This window comes from Mycobacterium sp., assembly GCF_046330795.1.
Taxonomy (GTDB): Bacteria; Actinomycetota; Actinomycetes; order Mycobacteriales; family Mycobacteriaceae; genus Mycobacterium.
The window spans coordinates 797,044-824,024 of record NZ_JAXLSA010000001.1 but is presented as its reverse complement, the minus strand read 5'-3'; the positions used below and the strand labels follow the sequence as shown (position 1 = coordinate 824,024).

At 67.7% G+C, this 26,981-nt stretch carries 21 protein-coding genes; 12 read left to right on the top strand and 9 right to left on the bottom strand.

Going from position 1 to position 26,981, the window contains the following annotated elements; genetic code table 11:
- The 3 genes from U0R18_RS03970 to U0R18_RS03960 all read left to right on the top strand — a co-directional run bounded on the left by U0R18_RS03970 (position 1) and on the right by U0R18_RS03960 (position 4,696).
- Positions 1-2,952 carry a PE-PPE domain-containing protein gene (locus U0R18_RS03970; protein ID WP_526366148.1) on the top strand — a complete coding sequence of 984 codons (2,952 nt, stop codon included), beginning with the start codon at positions 1-3 and terminating at the stop codon, positions 2,950-2,952.
- 45 nt (positions 2,953-2,997) lie between these two features.
- Positions 2,998-3,843 (top strand): class I SAM-dependent methyltransferase, encoded by an 846-nt coding sequence (locus tag U0R18_RS03965; RefSeq protein ID WP_526366146.1) that lies wholly within the window; start codon positions 2,998-3,000, stop codon positions 3,841-3,843.
- Between the two features lie 133 nt (positions 3,844-3,976).
- Positions 3,977-4,696: a PE-PPE domain-containing protein gene (locus U0R18_RS03960; protein WP_526366144.1), complete on the top strand. Its 720-nt coding sequence runs from the start codon at positions 3,977-3,979 to the stop codon at positions 4,694-4,696.
- Here U0R18_RS03960 and U0R18_RS03955 read toward each other — a convergent pair whose 3' ends face one another.
- Positions 4,697-5,035, bottom strand: a complete 339-nt coding sequence (locus tag U0R18_RS03955; RefSeq protein WP_526366142.1) for a DUF202 domain-containing protein — start codon at positions 5,033-5,035, stop codon at positions 4,697-4,699.
- Between the two features lies 1 nt (position 5,036).
- Positions 5,037-5,402 (bottom strand): DUF202 domain-containing protein, encoded by a 366-nt coding sequence (locus U0R18_RS03950; RefSeq protein ID WP_526366140.1) that lies wholly within the window; start codon positions 5,400-5,402, stop codon positions 5,037-5,039.
- A 271-nt stretch (positions 5,403-5,673) separates the two neighbouring features.
- Between U0R18_RS03950 and ileS the strand changes: the two genes are divergently transcribed.
- Positions 5,674-8,841, top strand: a complete 3,168-nt coding sequence (ileS, locus tag U0R18_RS03945; protein WP_526366138.1) for an isoleucine--tRNA ligase — start codon at positions 5,674-5,676, stop codon at positions 8,839-8,841.
- A gap of 6 nt (positions 8,842-8,847) precedes the next feature.
- Here ileS and U0R18_RS03940 read toward each other — a convergent pair whose 3' ends face one another.
- Positions 8,848-9,066: an RNA-binding S4 domain-containing protein gene (locus U0R18_RS03940; RefSeq protein WP_526366136.1), complete on the bottom strand. Its 219-nt coding sequence runs from the start codon at positions 9,064-9,066 to the stop codon at positions 8,848-8,850.
- Positions 9,067-9,125: 59 nt separating this feature from the next.
- Here U0R18_RS03940 and U0R18_RS03935 point away from each other — a divergent pair, with 59 nt between their 5' ends.
- Positions 9,126-10,442: a DNA polymerase IV gene (locus U0R18_RS03935; RefSeq protein ID WP_526367402.1), complete on the top strand. Its 1,317-nt coding sequence runs from the start codon at positions 9,126-9,128 to the stop codon at positions 10,440-10,442.
- 68 nt (positions 10,443-10,510) lie between these two features.
- Here U0R18_RS03935 and U0R18_RS03930 read toward each other — a convergent pair whose 3' ends face one another.
- A complete protein-coding gene (locus U0R18_RS03930; RefSeq protein WP_526366134.1) occupies positions 10,511-11,416 on the bottom strand; it encodes an asparaginase in 906 nt (301 codons plus the stop codon).
- 65 nt (positions 11,417-11,481) lie between these two features.
- Here U0R18_RS03930 and lspA point away from each other — a divergent pair, with 65 nt between their 5' ends.
- The 5 genes from lspA (at position 11,482) to U0R18_RS03905 (ending at position 18,165) form a co-directional block, all read left to right on the top strand.
- Complete coding sequence (gene lspA, locus U0R18_RS03925; RefSeq protein WP_526366132.1) at positions 11,482-12,108, top strand: signal peptidase II; 627 nt, start codon at positions 11,482-11,484, stop codon at positions 12,106-12,108.
- Complete coding sequence (locus U0R18_RS03920; protein WP_526366130.1) at positions 12,108-13,034, top strand: RluA family pseudouridine synthase; 927 nt, start codon at positions 12,108-12,110, stop codon at positions 13,032-13,034. The genes lspA and U0R18_RS03920 overlap by 1 nt, the downstream gene beginning before the upstream one ends.
- Complete coding sequence (rarD, locus tag U0R18_RS03915; RefSeq protein ID WP_526366128.1) at positions 13,031-13,924, top strand: EamA family transporter RarD; 894 nt, start codon at positions 13,031-13,033, stop codon at positions 13,922-13,924. Before U0R18_RS03920 ends, rarD begins: the two co-directional genes overlap by 4 nt.
- A gap of 66 nt (positions 13,925-13,990) precedes the next feature.
- Positions 13,991-17,545: a DNA polymerase III subunit alpha gene (gene dnaE / locus U0R18_RS03910; protein ID WP_526366126.1), complete on the top strand. Its 3,555-nt coding sequence runs from the start codon at positions 13,991-13,993 to the stop codon at positions 17,543-17,545.
- A gap of 62 nt (positions 17,546-17,607) precedes the next feature.
- Positions 17,608-18,165, top strand: coding sequence for a VOC family protein (locus U0R18_RS03905; RefSeq protein ID WP_526366124.1), 558 nt, complete (start codon positions 17,608-17,610; stop codon positions 18,163-18,165).
- On the opposite strand, the gene U0R18_RS03900 is transcribed toward U0R18_RS03905, so the two are convergent.
- Both U0R18_RS03900 and U0R18_RS03895 read right to left on the bottom strand, forming a co-directional pair.
- Positions 18,162-18,440, bottom strand: coding sequence for a hypothetical protein (locus U0R18_RS03900; protein WP_526366122.1), 279 nt, complete (start codon positions 18,438-18,440; stop codon positions 18,162-18,164). The two genes, U0R18_RS03905 and U0R18_RS03900, sit on opposite strands and share 4 nt — an antisense overlap.
- A gap of 113 nt (positions 18,441-18,553) precedes the next feature.
- Complete coding sequence (locus tag U0R18_RS03895; RefSeq protein WP_526366120.1) at positions 18,554-18,784, bottom strand: hypothetical protein; 231 nt, start codon at positions 18,782-18,784, stop codon at positions 18,554-18,556.
- Positions 18,785-18,865: 81 nt separating this feature from the next.
- Here U0R18_RS03895 and U0R18_RS03890 point away from each other — a divergent pair, with 81 nt between their 5' ends.
- Positions 18,866-19,303, top strand: coding sequence for a nitroreductase family deazaflavin-dependent oxidoreductase (locus tag U0R18_RS03890; protein ID WP_526366118.1), 438 nt, complete (start codon positions 18,866-18,868; stop codon positions 19,301-19,303).
- Between the two features lie 94 nt (positions 19,304-19,397).
- On the top strand, positions 19,398-20,678 hold the full coding sequence (gene ilvA, locus U0R18_RS03885) for a threonine ammonia-lyase IlvA (RefSeq protein ID WP_526366116.1): 1,281 nt from the start codon (positions 19,398-19,400) through the stop codon (positions 20,676-20,678).
- A 107-nt stretch (positions 20,679-20,785) separates the two neighbouring features.
- Here the strand turns inward: ilvA and treZ are convergent, their stop codons facing one another.
- Genes treZ through glgX form a run of 3 tightly spaced genes read right to left on the bottom strand, consistent with a single transcriptional unit; the run spans position 20,786 to position 26,935 of the window.
- A complete protein-coding gene (gene treZ / locus U0R18_RS03880; protein ID WP_526366114.1) occupies positions 20,786-22,522 on the bottom strand; it encodes a malto-oligosyltrehalose trehalohydrolase in 1,737 nt (578 codons plus the stop codon).
- A complete protein-coding gene (gene treY / locus U0R18_RS03875; protein WP_526366112.1) occupies positions 22,515-24,770 on the bottom strand; it encodes a malto-oligosyltrehalose synthase in 2,256 nt (751 codons plus the stop codon). Before treY ends, treZ begins: the two co-directional genes overlap by 8 nt.
- A gap of 47 nt (positions 24,771-24,817) precedes the next feature.
- Complete coding sequence (gene glgX / locus U0R18_RS03870; protein ID WP_526367400.1) at positions 24,818-26,935, bottom strand: glycogen debranching protein GlgX; 2,118 nt, start codon at positions 26,933-26,935, stop codon at positions 24,818-24,820.
- Between the last annotated feature and the right edge of the window lie 46 nt (positions 26,936-26,981).

The window sequence follows — 26,981 nt, the reverse complement described above, 5'->3', positions numbered from 1 at the left end:
TTGCGCCAACAGGGACGACACCGCGGCACCAAGAGCCAGCGGGACACCGGCGCGGCAGGCCGTAACCAGAACAAGGCAGTCGTCGGCCATGAGCTCGCCCGGCGCGGGGGTGCCGGAGCGCTCACTACAGCAGTTCTTCCCTACGTCACGGCGGGTGTGGCCCTCATGGGCGCCAACGCCATGGTGCTCGATATGGCGGGCACCCCGGTGCAGCCCAAGGCCGACATCCGGGTGGTCAACCAGGACGTCCAGCTGGCCGGTTCGCTGCTGAACATCCCGATCAACCTGTTGATCGACCTCATCAACATCCCGTACTACGAGCAGCAGGCCCTCGATGTCGAGGGGCGCGCGTTCCTGTTCAGCGGCCCGTGGGCGGTCACCAGCCCGGCCAACGTCTGGGGTGAGGATCCGGCGGACTTCGCCCGGTTCTACGCCTTGGCCGCGACGCTCATCCCGATCCCGGCCCTGTCCGGGTTCAGCACCAGCACGGACTGGTCGGTCCAGGCCGACGAGATGATCTCCAACAACGGTTTCGCGAACCAGTTCGCGAAACTCCTGGCGGCGGAGTGGCCCGTCGACCCGACCTGCACCGCACTCCAGTGCGTGCCGAACACCCCCGTCAGCCCCATCACCGGGATCGCCGGCATCGACACCTCCATCTGGACCCTGATGATGCTGCTCGGGAAGGTCAAATTCCCCGTTATCGGCAACGTTATAAACAACCTGTTCGACTTGCAGCTCACTCTTAGCCTGCTCACTGGCCACAGCTTCGGTGAGCAGCCCAGCTACGACGGCCAGATCTACGAAGAGTTGGGCATCCCGGGCACGGTGCTCTCCGAGGACGGCACCACCTGGCTGATGCCATGGTCGAACACCGAGTTCAAGCTGGACCTGGTCGGACCCCTCGTCAACTGGTTCAACCATCTGACCGACGATCCGGCGAACAACCCGATCAAACTGCCCAGCCTGGAGGATTTCGGCCGGACCCTACAGACCTTCCTCGCGGGTCTGATCGTGGCGTTCAACCCGTTCACCCCCGGCAGCTCGCTCTGCCCGGGATTCTGCGCCTACATGTCGCAGGACCAGGCGTCGCCCGCCATCGTCCAGTTCATCGAGAACATGTGGCCGGGCAACACCTCCCTGCAGTCGTGGCTCGCCAATTACAAGGCCGGCACGTCGAACATGCCGTCGGACGACTACATCGACCACAACATCAATCTGTGGCGCAACGCGTTCTTCAACATGTGGAGCTTCGGCAACCCACTGGTGGACGACGAAAACATCAACTACGGGGGTAACCCGAGTGATCTTGCCCAGTTCTTCCACGCGTTCTGGACGTCGCTGGGCCTGACGCCGCCGCCCCTCGAGGTCGACAGCTCCTACGTCAAGGATGCCGGCCTGCAGGGCGGCGTGTACGCCCTGAAGGGCCAGGAGATCCCGATCTTCCTGATCCTCGAGACCGACCAGCAGAACGTCGCGCAGGCGACCGATTACGTCGGATCCTTCCTGACGCCGCCGGCGCCCGGACAGGTCGTCAACACCATCTGGTGGGAGCCGTCGGATCAGGTCGGCATCTGGTCGGTGAACAAGACCATCGGTGAGGACAAGACCCCCACCATCTACGGCTTCGACAAGGGCGCACTGATCGCCAGCAACTGGAAGCGCTGGTTCAACGACAACTACGACCCCGAGGCCGGCATCACGCCGAAGTTCGTGCTGACCGGTAACATCACCCGGCCGAACGGTGGCCTGTCCACCCGCCTCGACCTGTTCGATGCGTCCGGTCTGGGCAAGCCGTACAGCGTAGCCACGCCTACCACCACCACCGGTTCGAACGGCATCACCACGACGGACATCGCCTACCAGTACGACCCGTGGGCGGATATGCCGACCAACCTGCTCAACCCGTTCTCGCTGCTGAACTCGCTCCTGGCGATCGGCAACCACTACAAGTACTCGGACTCGGCGGACCCGAAGGCCGATTCCCTGTACCAGGGCAGCTTTGGCGACACGGACTACTACCTGACCCCCAGCAGCACCATGCCGCTGCTGTCGCCGCTGAACCTGATCCCGTTCGTCGGCAGCACATTGGTCGACATGCTCGATCCGGTCACCCGTGTGCTGGTCGAGTCCGGCTATGACCGGACCAAGAACCCGGGCGACCCGACGGCCGCCAACTTCTTCTACGTGCCGGATCTGGGCAAGCTGCTGTTCAGCAGCATCCCGACCGCCATCCTCACCGGCCTGGACAACGGCTTCGAGGCCGTCGGGATGGGCCGGGTGTTCGGGACCACCAGGCCTGACACCACGTCGGGGGCGGCCAACGGTGCGTACGGCGTCGGCGGTCCGCAGGTCGAGACTCCTTCTCAGAGCAACCTGGGGTCATCCTCGGTGGGCACGTCGATGCTCGCCGCGGCGAAGTCCGTGAGCACCTCGCTGGCAACCGGCGACGGCGGTAGCACGTCCACGGACTCGACCGGATCGACCGCCAGCACGGATTCGGCGGACAGCACGAGTGGTACCAGCACCGAGCCGACGAGTACGTCCACGGAGTCGACAGGGACCAGCACCGAGCCGACGAGCACGTCCACGGAGTCGACCGGTACGTCCACGGAGTCGACGGACACCAGCACCGAATCGACGGGAACGTCCACCGAGTCGACGGGCACCTCGACGGGGTCGACCGGTACGTCCACGGGATCGACCGGTTCCTCGACGAGCACCGCCGGCGATGACGATGACGATTCGGGCAGCAGCACCGATGACAAGGACTCGAGCGACAAGGGTTCATCCTCGACCGGCTCCAGCTCCTCGTCCACCGACTCGGGTTCGGAGAGCGGCAGCGGTTCGGGCTCGGGCAGCGGCTCGGCTGCCGGCAGCGGTTCGGGTTCTGGTGGTAGCTCGGCTTCCAGCAGCAGCTCGGATTCCGGTTCCAGCAGCAGCGACAAGTGATCCGCGGATCACGCTGAATCCACTGGTAGGGAAGGTCGAGCGGCCGTGAGCCTGGTACCGCCAGGTCTCACGCCGGCGCAGGAAAGCCTGTTCCTGACCCTGGGCAGCAGGGCGCTCGACAGTCGGCTGCCCGAACCCTTCCTGGGTGACACGCTCTCGGACGAGACCGTCGCCAGAACGGGATATCAGCTCGACAGATTCCCGCAGTTGGCCACCGCGGCCCTCGACCAACGGTCGAAGGTGTTCGACGTGGCCGTGCGCACCAAGCTGATGGACCAGATGGTGCGCGACTTCGTGCACCGCGAACCGCGCGCCGTCGTGCTCGATCTTGGTGCCGGACTGGACTGCAGATGCGCGCGGGTCGATCCGCCGCCCAGCGTTGACTGGTATGACATCGACTATCCGGAGGTCATCGATCTTCGCCGAAAAGTGTTGCCGCACTTGGCAAATGCACATGATGTCGGTGCAGATCTGACGGGGCCGGACTGGCTTCGCGACATCCCCGGCGACCGGCCCGCGTCGATCATCGCCGACGGCCTGATGCTGTTCCTCACCCAGGATGACTTGGTGTCGATCCTGCGGCGGCTGACGACACACTTCCCGAGCGGTGAAGTGATCCTCAACGCCTACACCTCGTATGCGATGTGGACGTTCAAGCGCTCCCGGGCGATGGCGCCGATCGCGGGTGACATCGCCAGTCCCGGTCTGAACAATCCCAGGAAGCTCGAGAAGCTGGTCGACGGCCTGCACCTGGTCGACGAGATCCTGCTCACCCGCACTTCGCAGGTGGCCGGGCTGCCGCGCGGGCCGCGGTGGGCATTCCGCGTCGCCGCCCGGAGCGCGCTGCTGTCCAGACTGATGACGACAGTGGTGCTGCGCTACCGCTTCTGAGTGCCGGGCAAGGTCGCGTCCGTCCGCTGGCCGTACAGTCGGTGTGGGACGGGGCGCAGGTGGGTAACACTTTCGGGCCCACCCCGATGTAATACTCGTCCCCGGTTCAACGGTCTGTGCAAGGGAGTATGTGGTGACGAAGCGACTGGCCATGATCGCGCTGGCCCTGTTGACGGCGTTCGGCACGTCGCCGGGCATCGCGCATGCCGATATCGACTACGGGGTGGGATCGGGTGCCACGGTGGGTGTGCTGCCCGGGGCGTTCGGGCTGCCCGAGATGGAATTCCCGTTCCTGCAGGGCAAGCCGTGTGCGCCGCCCAACCGCTGCGTCGGGATCCCCTACATGAACACCGCCGAATTCCTGGGCAACGACCTGGCGGTCAGGAGCATGGATGACGGACTGGCCAAACTCGAGCAGTGGATCGCGAACACGCCGGGCAAGAAGATCGCGATGGGTCACTCCCTGGGCGCCTCGGTCATCTACAGCTGGCTGCGCAAGCATTCCAACGATCCGTCGGCGCCGCCGCCCAGCGAGCTGAGCTTCATCACGATGGGCACCCCCGAGCATCAGCCCACCGGCTACATCTACAACGGCCCCAACCAGGCCATGTACGACTACCGCCGGGCCCAGGGCTTCGGCATCCCGGCCAACACGCCGTACCACGTCGTCGACGTGTGCCGGCAGTGGGACGGCTGGTGCTACTGGATCCCCGGTGACGAGCGCTCCAAGCGCGGGCAGACCGAGCTGCACATCGATTACACCAAGGTCAACCTGGACGACCCGGCCAATCAGGTCAGCGTCAACGGCAACGTGACCGAGGTACTGGTGCCGCCGCCGCCCGGCTGGGGCTGATCACAATCCCGGCAGCATCGCCGCCAGTACGATCAGCATCGCCAGAACCGTTGTGGTCCAACCGGTTACCGTGACGGCAAACGCCGGGCTCCGAACCGTCGGTGAACCGTCGGCGTCGTTCTCGGCCGTGATGCGGCCCCGCGATCGAGCGATCGCCACGACCGTCAGCGACAGGACGATGCTCAGGGCGGCCAGTACGACGCGGCCGTGCGACACCGGACCGTGGCTGGGGAACAGCAGCACCGCGCTGACGGCCAGATAGCCGAACGCGGTTCGTTCCCACGCCAGATGGGTCCTTTCGATCTGCAGGCCCGGCTTGGGATCCGCGGTGTCGGCCATCTCAGGGCGTATTCGGTTCGAAGATGATCAGGACCAGGAGGCAGGCGGTGACGCCCAGCAGGGCGATCGCGAGCAGCACCGGCAACCGGCTGATCGGAAGCTCCGCCTCGTCGCGCATCGCATCCTGGACCTGCTTCCACCGGCGTACCGACAGCGTCGCCAGCATTCCGCCGATCAGCACCAGCACCACGCTCAGGCCGTGCTTGACGCCCGGGATGCCGAAGGACGGCACCAGCTGCATCAGGCCCACCCCGCCGGCGATCAGCGCCAGTGCGGTCCGCATCCAGGCCAGGAAGGTGCGCTCGTTGGCCAGCGTGAACCGGTAGTCCGGGTCGCGGCCACCGGCGCCGCGAGAAGGCGGGGTCATGCCGTCAAACGTAGGGGTTCCGGCGCCGGGTCGGCGGTTGATTTGCACGGGCTAATAGAATCGACCCAACGGTTTCGATCCGGCCATCACCGGGGAGCCTTCGGAAGAAACGCCGGGTCAGCGCCCGGCCGACTAGACCCGAACGGGACGGCCCGTCACAGCCTGTGATCGAGCGGCGTGCCCGGTGCACGCAAGCGGGGTGGTACCGCGGCGCTCGCGCATTCCGCGCGGCCGTCGTCCCCGTGCCAGGAGTAGAGGCACAGGAGACGGCGTGAGCGACGCGAACGGCACGGACAGGACCTATCCGAGGCCGGGTTCCGGTACCCCGAATTTCCCGGCGCTGGAAATCGACGTCCTCGAATACTGGGACGGCGACGACACCTTCCGGGCGAGCGTCGCCCGCCGCGACGACGCACCCGAGTACGTCTTCTACGACGGGCCGCCCTTCGCCAACGGTCTGCCGCACTACGGTCATCTGTTGACCGGCTACGTCAAGGACATCGTCCCGCGCTACCGGACCATGCGGGGCTACAAGGTCGAGCGCCGATTCGGGTGGGACACCCACGGCCTGCCGGCCGAACTCGAGGTGCAGCGCCAACTCGGCATCACCGACAAGGCCCAGATCGAGAAGATGGGCATCGGCGAATTCAACGAGGCATGCCGGGAATCGGTGCTCACCTATACCGAGGAGTGGCGCGAGTACGTCACCCGGCAGGCCCGGTGGGTCGACTTCGACAACGACTACAAGACCTTGGACCTGACGTTCATGGAGTCGGTGATCTGGGCGTTCAAGCAGTTGTGGGACAAGGGCCTGGCCTACGAGGGCGTCCGGGTGCTGCCGTACTGCTGGAACGACGAGACGCCGCTGTCCAACCACGAACTGCGCATGGACGACGACGTCTATCAGAGCCGCCAGGACCCGGCCATCACCGTCGGCGTACGCGTCGAAGGGGGCCCGGACAATCCGCTGACCGGATCGCACCTGCTGGTGTGGACCACCACGCCATGGACGTTGCCGTCCAACCAGGCCGTCGCGGTCAATCCCGATGTCACCTACGTCGAGGTCACCGCGCCCGACGGCAACCGGTACGTGCTCGCGCAGGCCCGTCTGGCGGCCTACGCCCGGGAACTCGGTGAGGAGCCCGAGGTGCGGGGGACCTATTCGGGTGCCGAGCTGCTCGGCATGAAGTACCTGCCGCCGTTCCCGTACTTCATGGATTCGGAGAGCGCCCGCAACGCTTTTCAGGTGCTGCGCGGCGATTTCGTCACCACCGAGGACGGCACGGGCATCGTGCACATGGCCCCGGCCTACGGCGAGGACGACAAGGCCACCACCGATACCGTCGGCATCGTGCCGGCCCAACCGGTGGACTCCAAGGGCCGGTTCGACGCGTCGGTGCCCGACTACCAGGGCCAGCAGGTCTTCGAGGCCAACCCGAACATCATCCGGGACCTGAAGAACGGCACGGGGGCCGCGGCGCAGAACGGCGCGGTGCTGCTGCGTCACGAGACCTACGAGCACTCCTACCCGCACTGCTGGCGCTGCCGGAATCCGCTGATCTACCGCGCGGTGTCCTCGTGGTTCGTCAAGGTGACCGAATTCCGGGACCGCATGGTCGAACTCAACCAGCAGATCACCTGGTACCCCGAACACGTCAAGGACGGCCAGTTCGGCAAGTGGCTGGAGAACGCCAGGGACTGGTCGATCTCGCGAAACCGCTACTGGGGCAGCCCCATTCCGGTGTGGAAGTCCGACGATCCGGCCTATCCACGGATCGACGTGTACGGCAGTCTCGACGAACTCGAGCGTGACTTCGGGGTACGCCCGGACAACCTGCACCGCCCGTTCATCGATCAGCTGACCAGGCCCAACCCCGACGACCCGACCGGGAACTCCACGATGCGCCGCATCGAGGACATCTTCGACGTCTGGTTCGACTCCGGGTCCATGCCGTTCGCCCAGGTGCATTACCCGTTCGAGAACCAGGAATGGTTCCAGACCCATTTCCCCGGCGATTTCATCGTCGAGTACATCGGCCAGACCCGCGGCTGGTTCTACACCATGCACGTGCTGGCCACCGCGCTGTTCGACAAGCCGGCGTTCAAAACCTGTGTGGCACACGGCATCGTGCTGGGCAATGACGGCCAGAAGATGAGCAAGTCGCTGCGCAACTACCCCGACGTGTCGGAGGTCTTCGACCGCGACGGCTCGGACGCCATGCGCTGGTTCCTGATGGCGTCGCCCATCCTGCGTGGGGGGAACCTGGTTGTCACCGAGCAGGGCATCCGGGACGGCGTGCGGCAGGTCTTGCTGCCGTTGTGGAACGCCTACACCTTCCTGACGCTGTATGCGCCGAAAGCCGGTGTGTGGCGCACGGATTCGGCCAATGTGCTGGATCGCTACATCCTGGCCAAGCTGGCCGTGCTGCGCGACGAACTGACGGCGGCGCTGGACGTCTGTGACATCTCCGGGGCCTGCGAACAGCTGCGCCAGTTCACCGAGGCGCTGACCAACTGGTACGTGCGGCGGTCGCGTAACCGGTTCTGGGAGGAGGATGCCGACGCCATCGACACCTTGCACACGGTCCTCGAGGTGACCGCCCGGCTGGCCGCCCCGCTGTTGCCGATGGCCACCGAGGTGATCTGGCGCGGCGTCACCGGCGGTCGCTCGGTGCACCTGACCGACTGGCCCGGGGCCGGTGTGATGCCGGCCGATCCGGATCTGGTGGCGGCGATGGACCAGGTTCGCGAGGTGTGCTCGACCGGTTCGTCGCTGCGCAAGGCCAAGAAGCTTCGGGTTCGGCTGCCGTTGCCCAAACTGACGGTGGCGGTGCAGAACCCGGCTCAGCTGGAACCGTTCGTCAACCTCATCGCCGACGAGCTCAACGTCAAGGCGGTCGACCTGACCGACGACATCGCGGCCTACGGCCGGTTCGAACTGACAGTGAACGCGCGCGAAGCGGGCCCGCGGATCGGCAAGGATGTGCAGGCGGCGATCAAGGCGGTGAAGGCCGGCGAGGGCGTTCTCAACGCCGACGGCACCCTGAGCGCCGGCCCGGCCGTGCTCCTGCCGGCCGAGTTCAGCTCGAAACTCGTTGCCGCCGACCCCGAATGGACGGCGGCGCTGCCGGACGGTGCCGGTCTGGTGGTGCTCGACGGAGCCGTGACACCGGAACTCGAGGCCGAGGGCTGGGCCAAGGACCGCATCCGCGAACTGCAGGAACTGCGCAAGAACACCGGGCTGGACGTCTCGGACCGGGTCGTGGTGCTGATGTCGGTGCCGGACGACGGCAGCGCCAGGGCACAGTGGGCCCGCACCCATCGCGACCTGATCGCCGGTGAGATCCTGGCGACCAGCTTCGAGTTCGTCGGGCCGGATGCGCTGCCGGACGGTTCGGACATCGGTGACGGGGTACGGGTGTCGATCGTCCGGGCGTGAGCCCGATCAGCGGGTGACGCGGGCGGCCCTGCCCTGGAACTCCACCACGTCGCCGCCGGACAACTGGCGGCCCCGGCGGGTCTCGGCCTCGCCGTTGACCGTGATCAGCCCGTCGGCGATCACCGCCTTGGCCTCCGATCCGCTGTCGATCAGGCCGGCCAGTTTGAGGAACTGGCCGAGCCGGATCGACTCGTCGCGAATCGGCACGTCCGTCACGGGGTCCATGGTCCAGACGGTAGCCGCTTAGTATCTGCGACGTGGATCGCTGGGTCCTGCACCTCGACATGGACGCGTTCTTCGCGTCCGTCGAGCAACTGACCCGTCCGACCCTGCGGGGCCGCCCGGTGCTCGTCGGAGGGCTGGGCGGGCGCGGTGTGGTGGCCGGCGCGAGCTACGAGTCGCGGGTGTTCGGTGCGCGCTCGGCGATGCCAATGCACCAGGCCCGTCGGCTGGTGGGGGCCCAGGCGGTGGTGCTGCCGCCGCGCGGTGTGGTCTACGGGGTGGCCAGTCGACGGGTGTTCGAGACCGTCCGGTCGATGCTGGGCGTCCTCGAACAGCTGTCGTTCGACGAGGCCTTCGGTGAGCCCGCCGAGTTGCGGGGCGCCGGCGCCGCGGACGTCGAGGCGTACTGCGAGGCGTTGCGGACTCGGGTCGAACACGACACCGGGCTGGTGGCATCGGTGGGCGCGGGCTCGGGCAAGCAGATCGCCAAGATCGGCTCCGGGCTGGCCAAGCCGAACGGGATCCGGGTGATCACCCGCGCCGAGGAACGGCCCCTGCTCGACGCGCTGCCGGTTCGTCGGTTGTGGGGGATCGGCCCGGTGGCGGAGGACAAGCTGCACCGGCTCGGCATCGAAACCGTCGGGCAGCTCGCCGCGCTGGCGGAGGCCGAGGTCGCCGGGATCCTGGGGGCGACCGTCGGTCCGGCGCTGCACCGGCTGGCCCGGGGCATCGACGACCGCCCGGTGGTCGAGCGGGCCGAGGCCAAGCAGATCAGCGCCGAATCGACGTTCCCGGCGGACCTGACCACACTCGACCAGCTCCGCGACGCGGTGGGGCCGATCGGTGAGCACGCCCACCGTCGGCTGATGCGGGACGGCCGGGGCGCGCGCACCGTCACCGTCAAACTCAAGAAGGCCGACATGTCGACGTTGACGCGGTCGGCCACCCTGCCGTACGCAACCGGGGAGGCCGCCACCCTGATCGCCACCGCCCGCAGACTGTTGCTCGATCCCGTCGAGGTGGGGCCGATTCGCCTTCTGGGCGTTGGGTTTTCGGGCCTATCCGATGTACTCCAGGAGTCGTTGTTCCCGGAATTGGAGCAGCAGGAGGCCGAACTGGGCGACACGCGACTGCCGGGCTCGCCGGCGGAGCCGCAGTCCGGCGGCTGGCGCGTCGGTGACGACGTGACACACCCGGTTCTGGGCCACGGCTGGGTGCAGGGCGCCGGGCACGGGGTGATGACGGTGCGGTTCGAGACCCGCGGCAGCGGGCCGGGACCGACCCGCACGTTCGGGGTCGACGACCCCGAGGTCGGCAGGGCGAACCCGGTGGACAGCCTGGACTGGCCGGACTACGTCAGCGGGCTCGCCGAGGAGTGACCGGCGGGGTCAGTTGTCGCCGGGCCTCGTGCTCGCGGAACCACGCCGCTCGCCGAACCCGGCGGCGGTCAACCAAGTCGGTGGATGACCTCGCCGGGTGGGAGACCGGCGGCCAGCGCCGCCATCAGCAGCACCCGGGCCTGGGGCGGGCCCAGGTGCGACACCACCAGCGCGCCCGCGTCGAACATCGCGCGGCCCGGGCCGTAGTCCGGGTGCACCCCGGCGCCGGGCACCCGGCTGGACACCGCGACCGTGACGCCGGCCGCGCAGTGCCGTGCGACGGTGTCGACCACCGCGGCCCCGGCGTTGCCCGAACCCAGCGCCTCGAGCACGATCCCGCGTGCGCCCGCCGCCACGCAGGCGTCCAGCGCCACCGCGTCGCTGCCCGCGTACACGGCGACAATATCCACCCGGGGCGCCGTAGCGGCCAGGACGTCGGCCAAGAATGTTGCTGCGGAATGCGATTCGGATGCCGGTGGCCCGTCGAACCCGGTCGCCGTCTTGCGCAGGCCGACGGGGGACAGCGCCCGCCCGCCGAACGCCACCAGCACACCGCGGGTCGCGGGCCCGGCGGCCAGGGTCAGGGCGTTGCGCAGGTTGCCCGGCCCGTCGGCATCCGGGGCGTCGGCGCTGCGCATCGCGCCGGTCAGCACCAGCGGCGCCGCGCCGGTGTAGGTCAACGCCAGCCACAGCGCCGTCTCCTCGAGGGTGTCGGTCCCGTGGGTCACCACGACACCGTCGGCCCCGTCGGCAGACGCCCGCTCGGCGGCCAGCCGGATCGTGTCCCAGTCGGCCGGAGTCAGCTGCGAACTGTCGACCGCCATCAGCTCCACCGCCGACACCTGCACGTCGGCGGCCCCGCCGGCCAGGCCGTCGATCAGGTCGGCGCCTGAGCGGTTGGGTCGCAGGACCCCGTCGGCCCCGATCCCGGTGGCGATCGTTCCGCCGGTCGCAATGACCGTGAGGCGCCTCATGCGCTGATCATGCCCGATACCCCCGCGGCCACCCGTTGGTCACGCCTCGAGGGATGATGGGGGGCGTGACCGACGCGACCGAGCCCGCCGAGCAGGCGGAGAACGCCGAGGGGCGCGTCGAGACCACGGACCCGCCCGCGGCCGGCGCGCCGCGGCCGCGCCGCCGGTTGCGGATGCTGCTCACCGTCGCCGCCGTGGTGCTGGCCCTGGACGTCCTCACCAAGGTGCTCGCGGTGCGGTTCCTCACCCCGGGTCAACCGGTGTCGATCATCGGGGACACCGTGACATGGACGCTGGTGCGCAATCCGGGGGCCGCGTTCTCGATGGCCACCGGCTACACCTGGGGGCTGACACTGGTGGCCACCGCGGTGGTGGTCGGCATCATCATCATGGGCCGCCGACTGGTCTCGCCCTGGTGGGCACTCGGGCTGGGGATGATCCTCGGCGGTGCGCTGGGCAACCTGGTCGACCGGTTCTTCCGCTCGCCGGGGCCGTTGCGCGGACACGTGGTCGATTTCCTGTCCATCGGCTGGTGGCCGGTGTTCAACGTGGCCGACCCGGCTGTCGTCGGCGGGGCCATGCTGTTGGTGGTGTTGTCGCTGTTCGGTTTCGACTACGACACCGTGGGCCGGAGCACCGAATCCGGCAAGGCCCGTGCCGTCGGCGCGGCCGATCCGGCCGAGACGGACTGATGGCGGATCGGTCGTTGCCGGTGCCCGAGGGGCTGGCCGGTATGCGGGTCGACGCGGGTCTGGCGCGGCTGCTGGGACTGTCGCGAACGGCGGCGGCCGACCTGGCCGAGGACGGCGGGGTCGAGCTCGACGGTGCCCGGGTGGGCAAGTCCGACCGGCTCGTCGGGGGCGCCTGGCTGGAGGTGCGGTTGCCCGACGCGCCGCCGCCGGTGGAGAACGTTCCCGAACACATCGAGGGCATGGCGGTGCTCTACTCCGACGAGGACATCGTCGTGGTCGACAAACCGCCGGGGGTGGCCGCGCACGCGACGGTCGGCTGGCACGGTCCGACCGTGCTGGGTGGGCTGGCGGCCGCGGGGTTCCGCATCAGCACGTCGGGTATCCACGAGCGGCAGGGCATCGTGCACCGCCTGGACGTCGGAACGTCCGGGGTGATGGTGGTGGCGCTGTCGGAACGCGCCTACACCGTGCTCAAGCGGGCCTTCAAGGCCCGCACCGTCGAGAAGCGCTATCACGCGCTGGTCCAGGGTCATCCCGACCCGTCCAGTGGCACCATCGACGCCCCGATCGGCCGGCATCGTGGTCACGACTGGAAGTTCGCGGTCGTCGAGGGCGGCCGGCACAGCATCACGCATTACGACACCATCGAGGCTTTCGTGTCGGCCAGCCTGCTCGACATCCACCTCGAGACCGGACGCACCCACCAGATCCGGGTGCACTTCTCGGCGCTGCACCATCCGTGCTGCGGCGACCTGACCTACGGGGCCGATCCGACGCTGGCGAAAAAGCTTGGGCTGCAACGGCAATGGCTGCACGCCCGGTCGCTGGCCTTCGTACATCCGGCCGACGGGCGGTGGGTGGAGTTCACCGCGCCGTATCCGCAGGATCTTCAGCACGCCCTGGATGTTCTCCAGCAGCACGCATGAGGCGCTCCGCGGCGCGCACCGGTCTGCTGTTCGGCCTGGGCGCCTACGGGTCCTGGGGACTGTTCCCGGCCTTCTTCCCGCTGCTCAAACCGGCCGGCGCGTTCGAGGTGCTGGCCCACCGGATCGTGTGGACGCTGGTCTTCATGGTCGGCGTGCTGCTGGTCGCGGGGCTCGGCCGGGAGCTGCGCCGCATCGACGGACGCACCTGGTTGCTGCTGGCGGCGGCGTCCGCCCTGGTGTCGGCGAACTGGGTGATCTACATCTTCGCCGTCAACAACGGCCACGTCGTCGACGCCGCGCTCGGGTATTTCATCAACCCGTTGGTCAGCGTCGCGCTCGGAGTGGTCATCTTCGGTGAAAGGCTCAACAGGGCACAGGGTTTGGCCCTGGCCGTCGCGACGATCGCGGTGGTGGTGCTCGCCGTCGAGGTCGGTGCCCCGCCGTGGATCGCGTTCGGGCTGGCGTTCTCGTTCGGGCTGTACGGATTGGTCAAGAAGATCGTCCCGACCGATCCGCGGGTCAGCGTCGGCGTGGAATCGGCGCTGGCGGCGCCCTTCGCGCTGGCCTACATCGTGGTCGCGGCGGTGGGTGGGCACGGCCATTTTCTGGGGCAGGGCGCCGGACACGTCGCGCTGACGGTGCTGTGCGGACCCCTCACCGCGATCCCACTGCTGCTGTTCGCCGGGGCGGCGCAGCGCCTGCCGCTGGTCACGTTGGGCCTGCTGCAGTACCTGACCCCGGCCATGCAGATGACCTGGGGTGTGGTCGTCGGGCACGAACCGATGCCCCCGGCCCGGTGGCTGGGTTTCGCCCTGATCTGGGTGGCACTGGCGGTGTTCACCGTCGACGCGGTGGCCCGGTCCCGGCGTGGCGCCGCGGCCGAACTTTGACACGCCGTGAACGCCCGTCGCGACACGCCCGGAGCTGTCGGTCCGGCGTCCTAGACTGACGGGCCTATGGGTACCAGCGACTCCTTCGTGCATCTGCACAACCACACCGAATACTCGATGCTCGACGGTGCCGCGAAGGTCGCTCCCATGCTGGCCGAGGCCAAGCGCCTGGAGATGCCCGCCATCGGCATGACCGACCACGGCAACATGTTCGGCGCCAGCGAGTTCTACAACGCCGCCGTCAAGGCCGACATCACACCCATCATCGGCATCGAGGCCTACATCGCGCCCGGTTCGCGGTTCGATACCAAGCGCATCACCTGGGGCGACCCCAGCCAGAAGTCCGACGACGTCTCCGCCAGCGGCGCCTATCTGCACATGACGATGGTGGCCGAGAACGCGACCGGCCTGCGCAACCTGTTCAAGCTGTCCTCGCTGGCCTCCTTCGAGGGTCAGCTGGGCAAGTGGCCGCGGATGGACGCGGAGATCATCGCCGAACACGCGGCCGGCATCATCGCCACCACGGGCTGCCCGTCGGGGGAGGTGCAGACCCGGCTGCGCCTGGGCCACGAGCGGGAAGCGCTCGAGGCCGCCGCCAAGTGGCGTGAGATCTTCGGGCCCGACAACTTCTTCCTGGAACTGATGGACCACGGGCTGTCCATCGAGACCCGGGTCCGCGAGGGACTGCTCGAGGTGGGCCGCAAGCTCGGCATCCCGCCGCTGGCCACCAACGACTGCCACTACGTGACCCGGGAGGCCTCCCAGAACCACGAGGCGCTGCTGTGTGTGCAGACGGGCAAGACGCTCTCGGATCCCACGCGGTTCAAGTTCGACGGCGACGGCTACTACCTGAAGTCCGCGGCGGACATGCGCAGGATCTGGGATGCCGAGGTGCCCGGCGCCTGTGATTCCACCCTGTTGATCGCCGAGCGGGTGCAGCCGTACGCCGACGTGTGGGCCGAGCGGGACCGGATGCCGGTGTTCCCCGTGCCCGAGGGTCACGATCAGGGTTCCTGGTTGCGTCACGAGGTGCACGCGGGGTTGTCCCGCCGCTGCTCGAGTTTTCCCGGCGGGGCGGTTCCCACGGAGTACACCGAGCGCGCCGAGTACGAGATCAACGTCATCTGCGGCAAGGGTTTCCCGTCGTACTTCCTCATCGTGGCCGACCTGATCACCTACGCGCGGTCCATCGACATCCGGGTGGGGCCGGGCCGCGGATCGGCCGCCGGCTCACTGGTGGCCTACGCGCTGGGCATCACCAACATCGACCCGATCCCGCACGGGCTGCTCTTCGAGCGGTTCCTCAACCCCGAGCGGCCGTCGGCGCCCGATATCGACATCGACTTCGACGACCGTCGTCGCGGCGAGATGGTGCGCTACGCCGCCGACAAGTGGGGCAGCGACCGGGTGGCCCAGGTCATCACCTTCGGAACCATCAAGACCAAAGCGGCACTGAAGGATTCGGCCCGGGTCCACTACGGCCAGCCCGGCTTCGCCATCGCTGATCGGATCACCAAGGCCCTGCCGCCGCCGATCATGGCCAAGGACATCCCGCTCTCGGGGATCACCGATCCCAACCACGAGCGGTACAAGGAGGCCGCCGAGGTCCGCACGCTGATCGACACGGACTCCGACGTGCGCACCATCTACGAGACGGCCCGGGGTCTCGAGGGCCTGGTCCGCAATGCCGGTGTGCACGCGTGCGCGGTGATCATGAGCTCCGAGCCGCTGATCGACGCCATCCCACTGTGGAAGCGGCCGCAGGACGGCGCGATCATCACCGGCTGGGACTACCCGTCCTGCGAGGCCATCGGCCTGCTGAAGATGGACTTCCTGGGGCTGCGAAACCTCACGATCATCGGCGACGCGCTGGAGAACATCAAGGCCAACCGCGGCATCGATCTGGATCTCGAGTCGGTGCCCCTGGACGACCCGGCCACCTACGAGCTGCTCTCCCGCGGCGACACCCTGGGCGTGTTCCAGCTCGACGGCGGCCCGATGCGCGACCTGCTGCGCCGCATGCAGCCCACCGAATTCAATGACATCGTGGCGGTTCTCGCGCTGTACCGGCCGGGCCCGATGGGCATGAACGCGCACAACGACTACGCCGACCGCAAGAATGCCCGGCAGCCCATCAAGCCGATCCACCCCGAGCTCGAGGAGCCGTTGGCCGACATCCTGGCCGAGACCTACGGCCTGATCGTCTACCAAGAGCAGATCATGTTCATCGCCCAGAAGGTGGCCTCCTACACCATGGGTAAGGCCGATGCGCTGCGAAAAGCGATGGGCAAGAAGAAGATCGAGGTGCTCGAGGCCGAGTATCAGGGCTTCAAGGAGGGCATGACCGCCAACGGCTTCTCCGAGAAGGCCGTGAAAGCCTTGTGGGACACCATCCTTCCGTTCGCCGGTTACGCGTTCAACAAGTCGCACGCGGCCGGCTACGGGCTGGTGTCGTACTGGACGGCCTATCTCAAGGCCAACTACCAGTCGGAGTACATGGCCGGTCTGCTCACCTCGGTGGGCGACGACAAGGACAAGGCCGCGGTCTACCTGGCCGACTGCCGCCGGCTCGGCATCACGGTGCTGCCACCGGATGTCAACGAGTCGGTGCAGAACTTCGCCTCCGTCGGCGAGGACATCCGGTTCGGCCTGGGTGCCGTGCGCAACGTCGGAGCCAACGTCGTCGCGTCGCTCATCAAGACCCGCGCCGACAAGGGCGCCTTCACGGATTTCTCGGACTATCTGAACAAGATCGAGGTGACCGCCTGCAACAAGAAGGTCACCGAGTCGCTGATCAAGGCCGGCGCGTTCGACTCGCTCAAACACGCCCGCAAGGGACTGTTCCTGGTGCACACCGACGCGGTGGATTCCGTGCTGGGCACCAAGAAGGCCGAGGCGATGGGGCAGTTCGACCTGTTCGGCGGGGGTGATGAAGAAGGCGGCACCGACTCGGTATTCACCATCAAGGTGCCCGACGAGGAGTGGGAGGACAAGCACAAGCTGGCCCTCGAACGCGAGATGCTCGGCCTGTACGTGTCCGGTCATCCGCTCGACGGCGTGGCGCATCTGCTGAGCACCCAGGTGGACACCCAGCTCCCGGCCATTCTCGACGGCGACGTCGCCAACGATGCGCAGGTTCAGGTCGGCGGCATCCTCACCGCGGTCAACCGCCGGGTGAACAAGAACGGGTTGCCTTGGGCCTCGGCCCAATTGGAAGATCTGACCGGCGGCATCGAGGTCCTGTTCTTCCCGCAGACATATTCGATGCACGGTGCGGAGATCGCCGACGACGCGGTGGTGGTACTCCGGGCCAAGGTGTCGGTGCGTGACGACCGGCGCTCGCTGATCGTGCACGACCTGGCGGTGCCGGACTTCTCCAACGCGCAGCCCAACCGGCCGATCGCGGTCAGCCTGCCGACCCGGCAGTGCACCATCGACAAGGTCAGTGCGCTCAAGCAGGTGCTCGCCCGGCATCCCGGCACCGCGCAGGTGCACCTCCGGCTGATCAGCGGCGACCGGATCACCACCCTCGAGCTCGACCAGTCGCTGCGGGTGACGCCGTCGTCGGCGCTGATGGGCGATCTGAAGGCGCTGCTCGGGCCGGGCTGTCTGGGCGGCTAGGTCTTTACACCGGGCCGGATGATTACTACGTTCTGTAGTAGTCGACGGCGAGGGAGGGTCCCATGCGGTGGCGCGGTGTCAGTCACGTGGAATTCGCGGTGCTGGACTATGACGAATCGATCGCCTTCTACGACGCCATGTTCGGCTGGCTGGGCTACAGCAGCTTCTCCTCGCTGAACATGGAATATCAGTCGGTCTACTACATGACCCGGTACCTCAACCCGCACAGCTACATCGGCATCCAGCCCGCGCGATCGGGGGAGAAGCTGACCCATCCCGATCAGGCGGTCGGGATCAACCACATAGCCATGTGGGCGCGCAGTCGGCGGGAGGTCGACCGGTTCCACCGCGACTTCCTGGTCCAGCGCGGATTGCCGGTCACCGACGAGCCCACGGAGTACCCGCAGTACTGGCCCGGGTACTACGGGGTGTTCTTCGACGACCCGATCAACGGGATCCACTGGGAACTGGCGTGGGTGCCGAAGGTGCCCACCCCGCGGCAGGTGTGGTCGTTCTACCGGGCCATGCGATATCACGCTGGGAGCCGGCCCGACCTGGCTGCAACGGCTCCCGGCCTGGTGTGGCAGGCCCGGCGCACACTGCCGTCGCGCGGTAACTAGGGGCAGGGCACCCCGTTGGGCGTCCGGAACGGAACGCCTGCGGGGGTGTAGCACGGTGGCAGGCCGGCGGCGATCTGCCCGGCCTCCTCGTCGGCACCGGCCAGGACGGCCCCGGCGGCGACGTCGCCGGCGATGTTGGTGCAACCACCGACGCTGACGTGCCGTCCGCCGACATCACCGCAGACGTCCGCACCCGCGGTGGGTGCAACGGCCAGGGGTGCCAGCGTCAATCCGGTGGCCGCCGCGACCGCGGCAAGGGCTGGGCTGAATCTCATGTCGCGACCTTCCATGGCTGACACATCGGGCGTCCCAGTGTCAGCCCGCGGCGTCGGGCGCTCGGGGGTTTCTGCGAATTCACATCGAATCGACAGGTTGGCCCCCGGCGACGTCAGCGGCGGGTGTGCTGCAGTCCGAGGGTGAGCCACAGCAGGGTGGTCACGGCGGCTCCCATCAGCAGAGCACTCCCGGCCTCGACACTGGTGGCGGCCACTACCGCGAAGACCGCGATGCCCGTGATCAGGGCGAACAGCTTGTAAACCGGCCAGGGCACTCCGGCGATCGACACCTCGCGGGAGGCGGGGTGCGCGATTGCGGAGCGGAACTGTTCGGCGCTGGTCATATCGGTGACGATAGTCCGTAATCATGATTTCGGGAAGCCGAAACACCGGATGTGGAAGGCCGATTTCGCTAGGCTGACTACATGCCTCTATCTGGAGATTATGAACCCAGCACGTTGGATTGGGCGCGCGAAAACGCCGAAGAGATCATGGCGTCCGGCGGCACCAAGGGCATGGAGATGCGCGGCATGCCGGTCATCCTGCTGACCACCGTCGGCGCCAAGAGCGGCAAGATCCGTAAAACACCGCTCATGCGCGTCGAGCACGACGGGCAGTACGCCATCGTCGCATCGCTGGGCGGAGCGCCCAAGAACCCGGTCTGGTACTACAACGTCAAGGCGCACCCACACGTCGAATTGCAGGACGGCACCGTTTCGGGCGATTACGAGGCGCGCGAGGTGTTCGGCGACGAGAAGGCCGACTGGTGGGAGCGGGCGGTCGCCGCCTACCCCGACTACGCGGACTACCAGACGAAGACCGACCGCCAGATCCCGGTGTTCGTCCTGACGCCGTCCAACTGATCCCGGAATTCGACGTTCTGGTCGGTCCCACCCGCGCTTTTGCGCCGGAACGGGCGTTTGGGCGTTTGGAAAGGCCGCGTGGCACCATTGATCGGTGTCCGCTGAAGTGAGCCAGAGTGCCCGGGTGTCGCCGCTGTGCGCGGCCGATGTCGAGGCGGCGGCCCAGCGAATTTCCGGCGTGGTGACACCCACTCCGCTGCAGTTCAGCGACCGGCTGTCGCAATTGACCGGGGCGCTGGTCTATCTCAAGCGCGAAGACCTTCAGGTGGTCCGGTCCTACAAGCTGCGGGGCGCCTACAACCTGCTGATGCAGCTCACTCCCGAGGAGAAGGCCGCCGGCGTGGTGTGCTCGTCGGCGGGCAATCACGCACAGGGTTTCGCGCTGGCGTGTCGATCGATGGGCATCCACGGCCGGGTCTACGTCCCGGCGAAGACGCCGAAACAGAAGCGGGACCGGATCCGCTACCACGGTGGCGAGTTCATCGAGCTGATCGTCGGCGGCAAGACCTATGACCTGGCCGCCCAGGCGGCGCTGGACGACGTCGCGCGCACCGGAGCCACCCTGGTGCCGCCCTACGACGACGTGCGCACCATGGCCGGGCAGGGCACCATCGCCGTGGAGATCCTCGATCAGCTCGACGGGGAACCCGACCTGGTGGTGGTGCCCGTCGGCGGTGGCGGCTGCATCAGCGGGATGACGACGTATCTGGCCGAAAAGACAACGGCCACTTCAGTTCTCGGGATCGAACCGGCGGGTGCGGCGTCCATGTCCGCGGCGCTGGCCGCCGGTGAACCGGTGACGCTGGAACATGTCGACCAGTTCGTCGACGGCGCCGCGGTGGCGCGCGCCGGCCAAATGCCGTTCGGGGTGCTCTCGGCCGCCGGCGACATGGTGTCGGTGACCACGGTCGACGAGGGTGCCGTGTGCACGGCGATGCTGGACCTGTATCAGAACGAGGGCATCATCGCCGAGCCGGCCGGGGCGCTGTCGGTCGCGGGTCTGCTCGAGGCCGACATCGAGCCCGGGTCCACGGTGGTGTGCCTGATCTCCGGCGGCAACAACGACGTGTCGCGGTACGGCGAGGTGCTGGAGCGTTCGCTGGTGCACCTCGGGCTCAAGCACTACTTCCTGGTCGATTTCCCGCAGGAGCCCGGCGCATTGCGCCGGTTCCTCGACGAGGTGCTCGGCCCCAACGACGACATCACCCTGTTCGAGTACGTCAAGCGCAACAACCGCGAGACCGGCGAGGCCCTCGTCGGTATCCAGCTGGGCTCGGCGGCCGACCTGGAGGGTCTGATGGAGCGGATGCAGACCTCGGAGAGTCACATCGAACTGCTCGAGCCGGGCTCGCCGACGTACCGCTACCTGACCTAAAAGTCCCAGGGGCGGCGGCACCCCTTCCCGCGAGCGGCCGTGTCTGTACGGCGCCACGCCGCGTGTCGTGTACAAATCCGGCCGCTCGGCGGGAGGTTCGGGCGACCTCAGCGCCGGCGCAGGACGGCGAACGAGTGCCCGTCGAGCGCAGTGCCGGCCGCACCGGCACGCGGGGCGCCCCAGGCGTACACCACGTCACCGGTGGCAGGAACGGCGACCGCATCCGGCCCCAGGTTGCAGGCGATCGCGAGTGTTCCGCGGTACAGCACGATCCAGCGCGCGGCCTCGTCGAAATCGACCTCCATATGGTCCAGCCAGAAGTCGCCGAGATCGGGCTCGTTGCGGCGCAAAGTAATCAGATCCCGATACACGCTCAACATGCTGGCGTGGCCGTCGGATTCGCGTTCTGCCCAGTCCAGCTTCGAGCGCGCGAAGGTCGCCTCGTCCTGCGGGTCGGGCACGGTAGCGGGGTCCCAGCCGTGGTCGGCGAACTCGGCCTTGCGACCCTCGCGGGTGGCGTCGGCCAGATGTGGTTCCGGATGCGAGGTGAAGAACTGGAACGGAGTGGACGCCGCCCACTCCTCACCCATGAACACCATTGCCGTGAACGGCGTCAGCAGAGCCAGGGCGGCGCTGACCGCCAACTGCCCCGGTGTCAGGTAGGCGGTCGGCCGGTCCCCGGCGGCGCGGTTGCCGATCTGATCGTGCGTGCAGGTATACGCCATCAGGCGTGACCCGGGAATGGTCGCGGTGTCGAGCGGACGGCCGTGGCGGCGTTTGCGGAACGACGAGAAGGTGCCGGCGTGGAAGTACCCGGACTTCAGCGTCTCGGCCAGCGTCTCGATCGAGCCGAAATCGGAGTAGTAGCCGTGCTGTTCACCGGATACCGCGGTGTGCAGCGCGTGATGGATATCGTCGTCCCACTGTGCGGTCAGGCCGTAGCCCAGCTCGCTGCGGGGTGTGATGAACCGCGGGTCGTTGCGGTCACTCTCGGCGATCAGCGACAGCGGCCGGCCCAGTTGCGTTGCCAACGAATCGGTTTCGAGCGACAGCTCCTCGAGGATATGGATGGCAGTGGTGTCGACCAGCGCGTGAACGGCATCCAGGCGCAGTCCGTCGATGTGGAAATCGCGCATCCAGCGTAGCGCGCACCCGATGATGTGGTCGCGCACCGCATCGGAAAGATCGTCGGCGATGTTGATGCCCTCACCCCAGGGATTGGTGCCCTTGGACAGGTAGGGGCCGAACCGCGGCAGGTAGTTGCCCGACGGTCCGAGATGGTTGAAGACGACGTCGAGCAGGACTCCGAGTCCGCGGCGATGGCAGGCGTCCACGAATCGCACCAGCGCGTCCGGTCCGCCGTACGGTTCGTGCACGGCGTACCACAGCACGCCGTCATAGCCCCAGCCGTGGGTGCCGGCGAAGGCGTTCACCGGCATCAGCTCGACGAAGTCGACGCCGAGTTCGACGAGGGCACCCAGCTTCTCGATTGCGGAGTCCAATGTTCCCGCCGCAGTGAATGTTCCGATGTGCAGCTCGTAGATGACCGAGCCCGCGACGGATCGCCCCGCCCAATCGGCGTCGGTCCACTGTGCGGCGCCGGCGTTCCACAGCTGGGAGCGTTCGTGCACACCGTCGGGCTGGCGCGGTGAGCGGGGGTCCGGCAGCACCGTGGGGTCGTCGTCCAACAGGAAGCCGTAGCGGGCGTCGTCGGACGCGGCGACGGTCGCGCGCCACCAGCCGTCACCCGAGGGTGACGGACTCATCGGGTGTACGGTGCCGTCCACCTCGAGCCGGACCAGCCCGGGATTCGGCGCCCATACGGCGAACTCGTGTTCAGCCATCCGTGCGCTCCAACAGTGCCACGGGCAACGCGCCGAACAGGGTGCTGGCGGCCACGGTCCCGCGGTGATCCACATCCGTCAGGCAGTCCCGCCAGGTGCCGGCGGGGAGTGTGAGTGTGGTTGATCCCCAGCCGGTTTCGGACAATTCGACCGTCCATCGGCTGACCGCGACCACCACGTCCGCGCCGCGCCCGAAGGCGACGGCATGCTCGGCCCGCTCGCCGTCGGCCGGTAACGCGGTGTAGCCGCCGGAGCGGAAGGTGTCCAGACGCGCGCGGCGCAGCCGCAACGCCGCCCGGACCACCCGGAGCTTCGGGTGCTCGAGTGCGTCGAGGGCGTCCCGGCGCGCGGCGAAGTCGACCGGGCGGCGGTTGTCCGGATCGACGAGGTTGTCCTCCCAGAGTTCGGTGCCCTGATAGATGTCGGGAATGCCAGGGGCGGTGAGAGCCAACAGTTTCTGTCCCAGGGCGTCACTGTCGGCGTGGACGGCCAGCGCGTGGAGCAGCCCGGTCAGTCCGGTCGCCACCGGGCCGTCGAGCACCGTATCGACCCACGTGTGCACGGCCGTCTCGAAGGCATCGTCCGGATCGATCCATGAGGTGTGCAGGTGGGCCTCGCGGACGACTTTCGCGGCGTACGCATGCAGCCGATCGCGCAGGCTCTGGTCGACCTGCCCGGACCTCGGCCATACGCCGAACATGTTCTGCCACAGGAACAAGCCGGTGGCCGGATCCGGTGGCGGGCACAGCGCCTGCCAGTCGGCGACCAGTTGCGACCAGAGTCCGGGTACCTGGGACAGCACCCCGATGCGGGCGCGGACATCCTCACCCCGTTTGGTGTCGTGAGTGGTCAGCGCCGTCATCGACGAGGGCCAGCGGTAGGCCCGGACCGCGGCACTGTGGTGGAATTCGGCGGCACTGACGCCGAAGCGGTCCGGTTCGCCGCCGACCTCGTTGAGCGACACCAGGGTCGGATCCCGGTAGAACAGCCGGTCCTCGATGGCCTTCGCGGTCACCGCGCCGCACAGCTGTTGGATCCGGGCGGCCGGCTCGCGGTGCTCGAGTGCGGCGGCGACGGCGGTCAAGGGGGCAGCGAGCTCGGGCCGGGCGGCGACCGTTTCGGCGATGGCGGTGGACATCGTCGCCGCCAGGGCCGGATAGTCGCAGCGGTAGACGTCGACGTGGGTCAGCAAGCCGGTGATTGCATCGGGCAGGGCGGGATGGTCGACGCCGGTGGCGCTGACCACCGCGCGGTGGGCCCGGGCCAGTTCACTGCCGAGTGTGTCCGTGGCCGCAGCGGCCTTGAGTTCCCTTGCCCGACATGGGCTCTGGGTGAAGCCGGCCGCGGCGGCGAGATCCCGCAGCGGGACGCCCCCGGCGGGGTCGACGAAAAGCCCGCCGATCTCCCGCAGGGCGTCGTAGCCCGTGGTCCCGTTCACCGGCAGGCAGGCGTCGAGCGCCTCGTCGGGTGCCAGGATCTTCTCGATGACGATGTACGCATCCGGGCCGGTGAGCTCACGGAGGCGCCGCAGATAGCCGACCGGGTCGGCCAGCCCGTCGGGATGGTCGATACGCACGCCGTCGACCAGGCCCTCCGAGAACCACCGGGCCACTTCCCGGTGACTCGCCGCGAACACCGCGGGATCCTCCTGGCGCAGCGCGGCCAGCGAGGTGACCGAGAAGAACCGGCGGTAGCCGCAGGTGGCCGTGCGCCATCCCGTGAGGCGGTAGTGCTGGCGGTCGTGGATCTCCCGCGGGGTGCCCGTCGCGGTACCGGGGGCCAGGGGAAACTCCTTGTCTCCCAGTCGGAATACCTCGCCGTCGACTTCCAGATGATCGATATCGTCGTCGGATCCCAGCACCGGCAGCACGATCCGGGCGTCCGGGTCCAGGTCCCAGTCGATATCGAAGTAGGAGCTGTGGGCGGAGTCCCGGCCGAGCCTGAGCACGTCCCACCACCACGGATTGTGCTGGGGGAATTCGACGCCCACGTGATTGGGCACGATGTCGACGATGAGGCCCAGACCGCGGGACCTGGCCGCCGTGGCGAGGCGGGCCAGACCCTCGGCCCCGCCGAGTTCCGCCGAGACGGTGGTCGGATCGGTCACGTCGTAGCCGTGGGACGAGCCCGGTGCCGCGGTGAGGATCGGCGAGAGGTACAGGTGCGAAACACCGAGTGCGGCAAGGTAGTCGAGGATCGACTCGGCATCGGCAAAGGTGAACGACGTCCCACTGGCGGGGCCGCGCATCTGCAGACGGTACGTCGCGAGTACAGCGGCCGGCTGGTTCACGGGAATCACGCCGTCTTGCGGAACACCAGCACCGAACGTCCGGGCAACGTCACCGCTTCGCCGGCCTTGACCACCAGGTCGACGGCGCCGGTGGCTGCCGAGGTGTCCAGGTCCGCTGTCCACTCCGTCGCGTAATCGCCGTCGGGGGTGAAGAATTCGACCGGAGCCTTGTGCGCGTTGAAGCACAACAGGAACGAGTCGTCGACCACCCGTTCGCCCCGCGCGTTCGGCTCCGGGATCGCCTGGCCGTTGAGGAACACCGCCACCGACTTGAATCCGGAGTTCCAGTCCTCGGCGGTCATCTCCACACCGCCCTTGGTCAGCCAGGCGATATCGCGCTCGATCTGGCCGGTCAGGATCGACTCACCCTCGAAGAACCGGCGGCGCCGGAACACCGGGTGCGCCTTGCGGAGGGAGGTCACACTGCGCGCGAAGCTCAGCAGGTCCGCATTGGTCTCCAGCATCGACCAGTCCATCCACGACAGGGCCGAGTCCTGGCAGTAGACGTTGTTGTTGCCCGACTGGGTCCGCCCGATCTCGTCACCGTGACTGATCATCGGGGTGCCCTGCGAGAGCATGAGCGTCGCCAGGATGTTGCGCATCTGCTTGGCGCGCAATGACAGGATCTCCGGATCGTCGGTGGGGCCCTCCACACCGCAGTTCCAGGACCGGTTGTGGCTCTCGCCGTCGCGATTGTCCTCCCCGTTTGCCATGTTGTGTTTTTCGTTGTAGGACACCAGATCTGCGAGGGTGAAGCCGTCGTGTGCGGTGACGAAGTTGATGCTCGCGCTGGGGCGGCGGCAACTGGTCTCGTACAGATCCGACGACCCGGTGAGCCGGGACGCGAACTCGCCCAGGGTTGCGGGCTCGCCCCGCCAGTAGTCACGCACAGTGTCGCGGTATTTCCCGTTCCACTCGGTCCACAAACCCGGGAAATTGCCGACCTGGTAGCCGCCCTCGCCGATGTCCCACGGTTCGGCGATCAGCTTCACCTGACTCACCACCGGATCCTGTTGCACCAGATCGAAGAACGCCGAGAGCCGGTCCACGTCGTAGAACTCGCGGGCCAGTGTCGAGGCCAGGTCGAACCGGAATCCGTCGACGTGCATCTCGAGCACCCAGTACCGCAACGAATCCATGATCAGCTGGAGCGTGTGCGGATTGCGGGCGTTGAGACTGTTGCCGGTGCCGGTGAAGTCCTTGTAGTGGCGCAGATCGCCGTCGAGCAGGCGGTAGTAGGCGGCATTGTCGATGCCCCGGAAGTTCAGCGTGGGCCCGAGGTGATTGCCCTCGGCGGTGTGGTTGTAGACCACGTCGAGGATCACTTCGATGCCCGCCTCGTGGAAGGCCTTCACCATGTACTTGAATTCCGCCACCTCGCTGCCGGCGGCCCGCGTCGCGGCGTACTGGAAGTGCGGCGCGAAGAATCCGACCGTGTTGTACCCCCAGTAATTACGCAATCCGAGATCGATCAGTCGGTGATCGTGCAGGAACTGGTGGACGGGCATGAGCTCGATGGCGGTGACGTTCAGCGACACGAGGTGCTCGATGATGGCCGGATGGCCCAGGCCCGCATAGGTGCCGCGCAGCTCGTCGGGGATGCCCGGATGGGTCTGCGTCATGCCCTTGACGTGCGCCTCGTAGATGATCGTCTCGTGATACGGCGTGCGGGGCGCCCGGTCGTACCCCCAGTCGAAGTACGGGTTGATCACCACACTGGTCATGGTGTGGCCCAGGGAATCGATCATCGGGGGTGTGCCGCCGGTGGCGAGATCGTCGGCGTGCAGGTCGTAGGAGTAGACGGCCTGGGAGAATTCCACGTCGCCGTGGAACGACTTGCCGTACGGGTCGAGCAACAGCTTGGACGGATCGCAGCGATGTCCGGCCGCGGGATCCCACGGGCCGTGGACGCGGAAGCCGTAGCGCTGTCCGGGGCTGATGGTCGGTAGATAGGCATGCCAGACGTAGCCGTCGACCTCGTCGAGTTCGATCCGGGATTCAGCGCCGTCACGCCCGATCAGGCACAGCTCGACCCGGTCGGCAACCTCGGAGAACAGCGAGAAGTTGGTTCCGGCGCCGTCGTAGGACGAGCCCAGCGGGTACGAGCTGCCGGGCCACACCATCGACACGGTGGGCGGCTCGCTGGGTGACTCACTGACGGACACCGTT

Bases quoted from the DNA above. Each gene is read 5' to 3' on its own strand.
- U0R18_RS03905 (WP_526366124.1), top strand. From the start codon at position 17,608: ATGCGGTGGCGCGGTGTCAGTCACGTGGAATTCGCGGTGCTGGACTAT.
- treY (WP_526366112.1), bottom strand. From the start codon at position 24,770: ATGCGCGGCCCCGCCAGTGGGACGTCGTTCACCTTTGCCGATGCCGAG.
- U0R18_RS03890 (WP_526366118.1), top strand. From the start codon at position 18,866: ATGCCTCTATCTGGAGATTATGAACCCAGCACGTTGGATTGGGCGCGC.
- U0R18_RS03955 (WP_526366142.1), bottom strand. From the start codon at position 5,035: ATGGCCGACACCGCGGATCCCAAGCCGGGCCTGCAGATCGAAAGGACC.
- U0R18_RS03900 (WP_526366122.1), bottom strand. From the start codon at position 18,440: ATGAGATTCAGCCCAGCCCTTGCCGCGGTCGCGGCGGCCACCGGATTG.
- U0R18_RS03920 (WP_526366130.1), top strand. From the start codon at position 12,108: ATGGCGGATCGGTCGTTGCCGGTGCCCGAGGGGCTGGCCGGTATGCGG.
- treZ (WP_526366114.1), bottom strand. From the start codon at position 22,522: ATGGCTGAACACGAGTTCGCCGTATGGGCGCCGAATCCCGGGCTGGTC.
- rarD (WP_526366128.1), top strand. From the start codon at position 13,031: ATGAGGCGCTCCGCGGCGCGCACCGGTCTGCTGTTCGGCCTGGGCGCC.
- U0R18_RS03930 (WP_526366134.1), bottom strand. From the start codon at position 11,416: ATGAGGCGCCTCACGGTCATTGCGACCGGCGGAACGATCGCCACCGGG.
- U0R18_RS03895 (WP_526366120.1), bottom strand. From the start codon at position 18,784: ATGACCAGCGCCGAACAGTTCCGCTCCGCAATCGCGCACCCCGCCTCC.
- dnaE (WP_526366126.1), top strand. From the start codon at position 13,991: ATGGGTACCAGCGACTCCTTCGTGCATCTGCACAACCACACCGAATAC.
- U0R18_RS03935 (WP_526367402.1), top strand. From the start codon at position 9,126: ATGGACGCGTTCTTCGCGTCCGTCGAGCAACTGACCCGTCCGACCCTG.
- U0R18_RS03940 (WP_526366136.1), bottom strand. From the start codon at position 9,066: ATGGACCCCGTGACGGACGTGCCGATTCGCGACGAGTCGATCCGGCTC.
- U0R18_RS03950 (WP_526366140.1), bottom strand. From the start codon at position 5,402: ATGACCCCGCCTTCTCGCGGCGCCGGTGGCCGCGACCCGGACTACCGG.
- glgX (WP_526367400.1), bottom strand. From the start codon at position 26,935: ATGGTGTGGCCCGGCAGCTCGTACCCGCTGGGCTCGTCCTACGACGGC.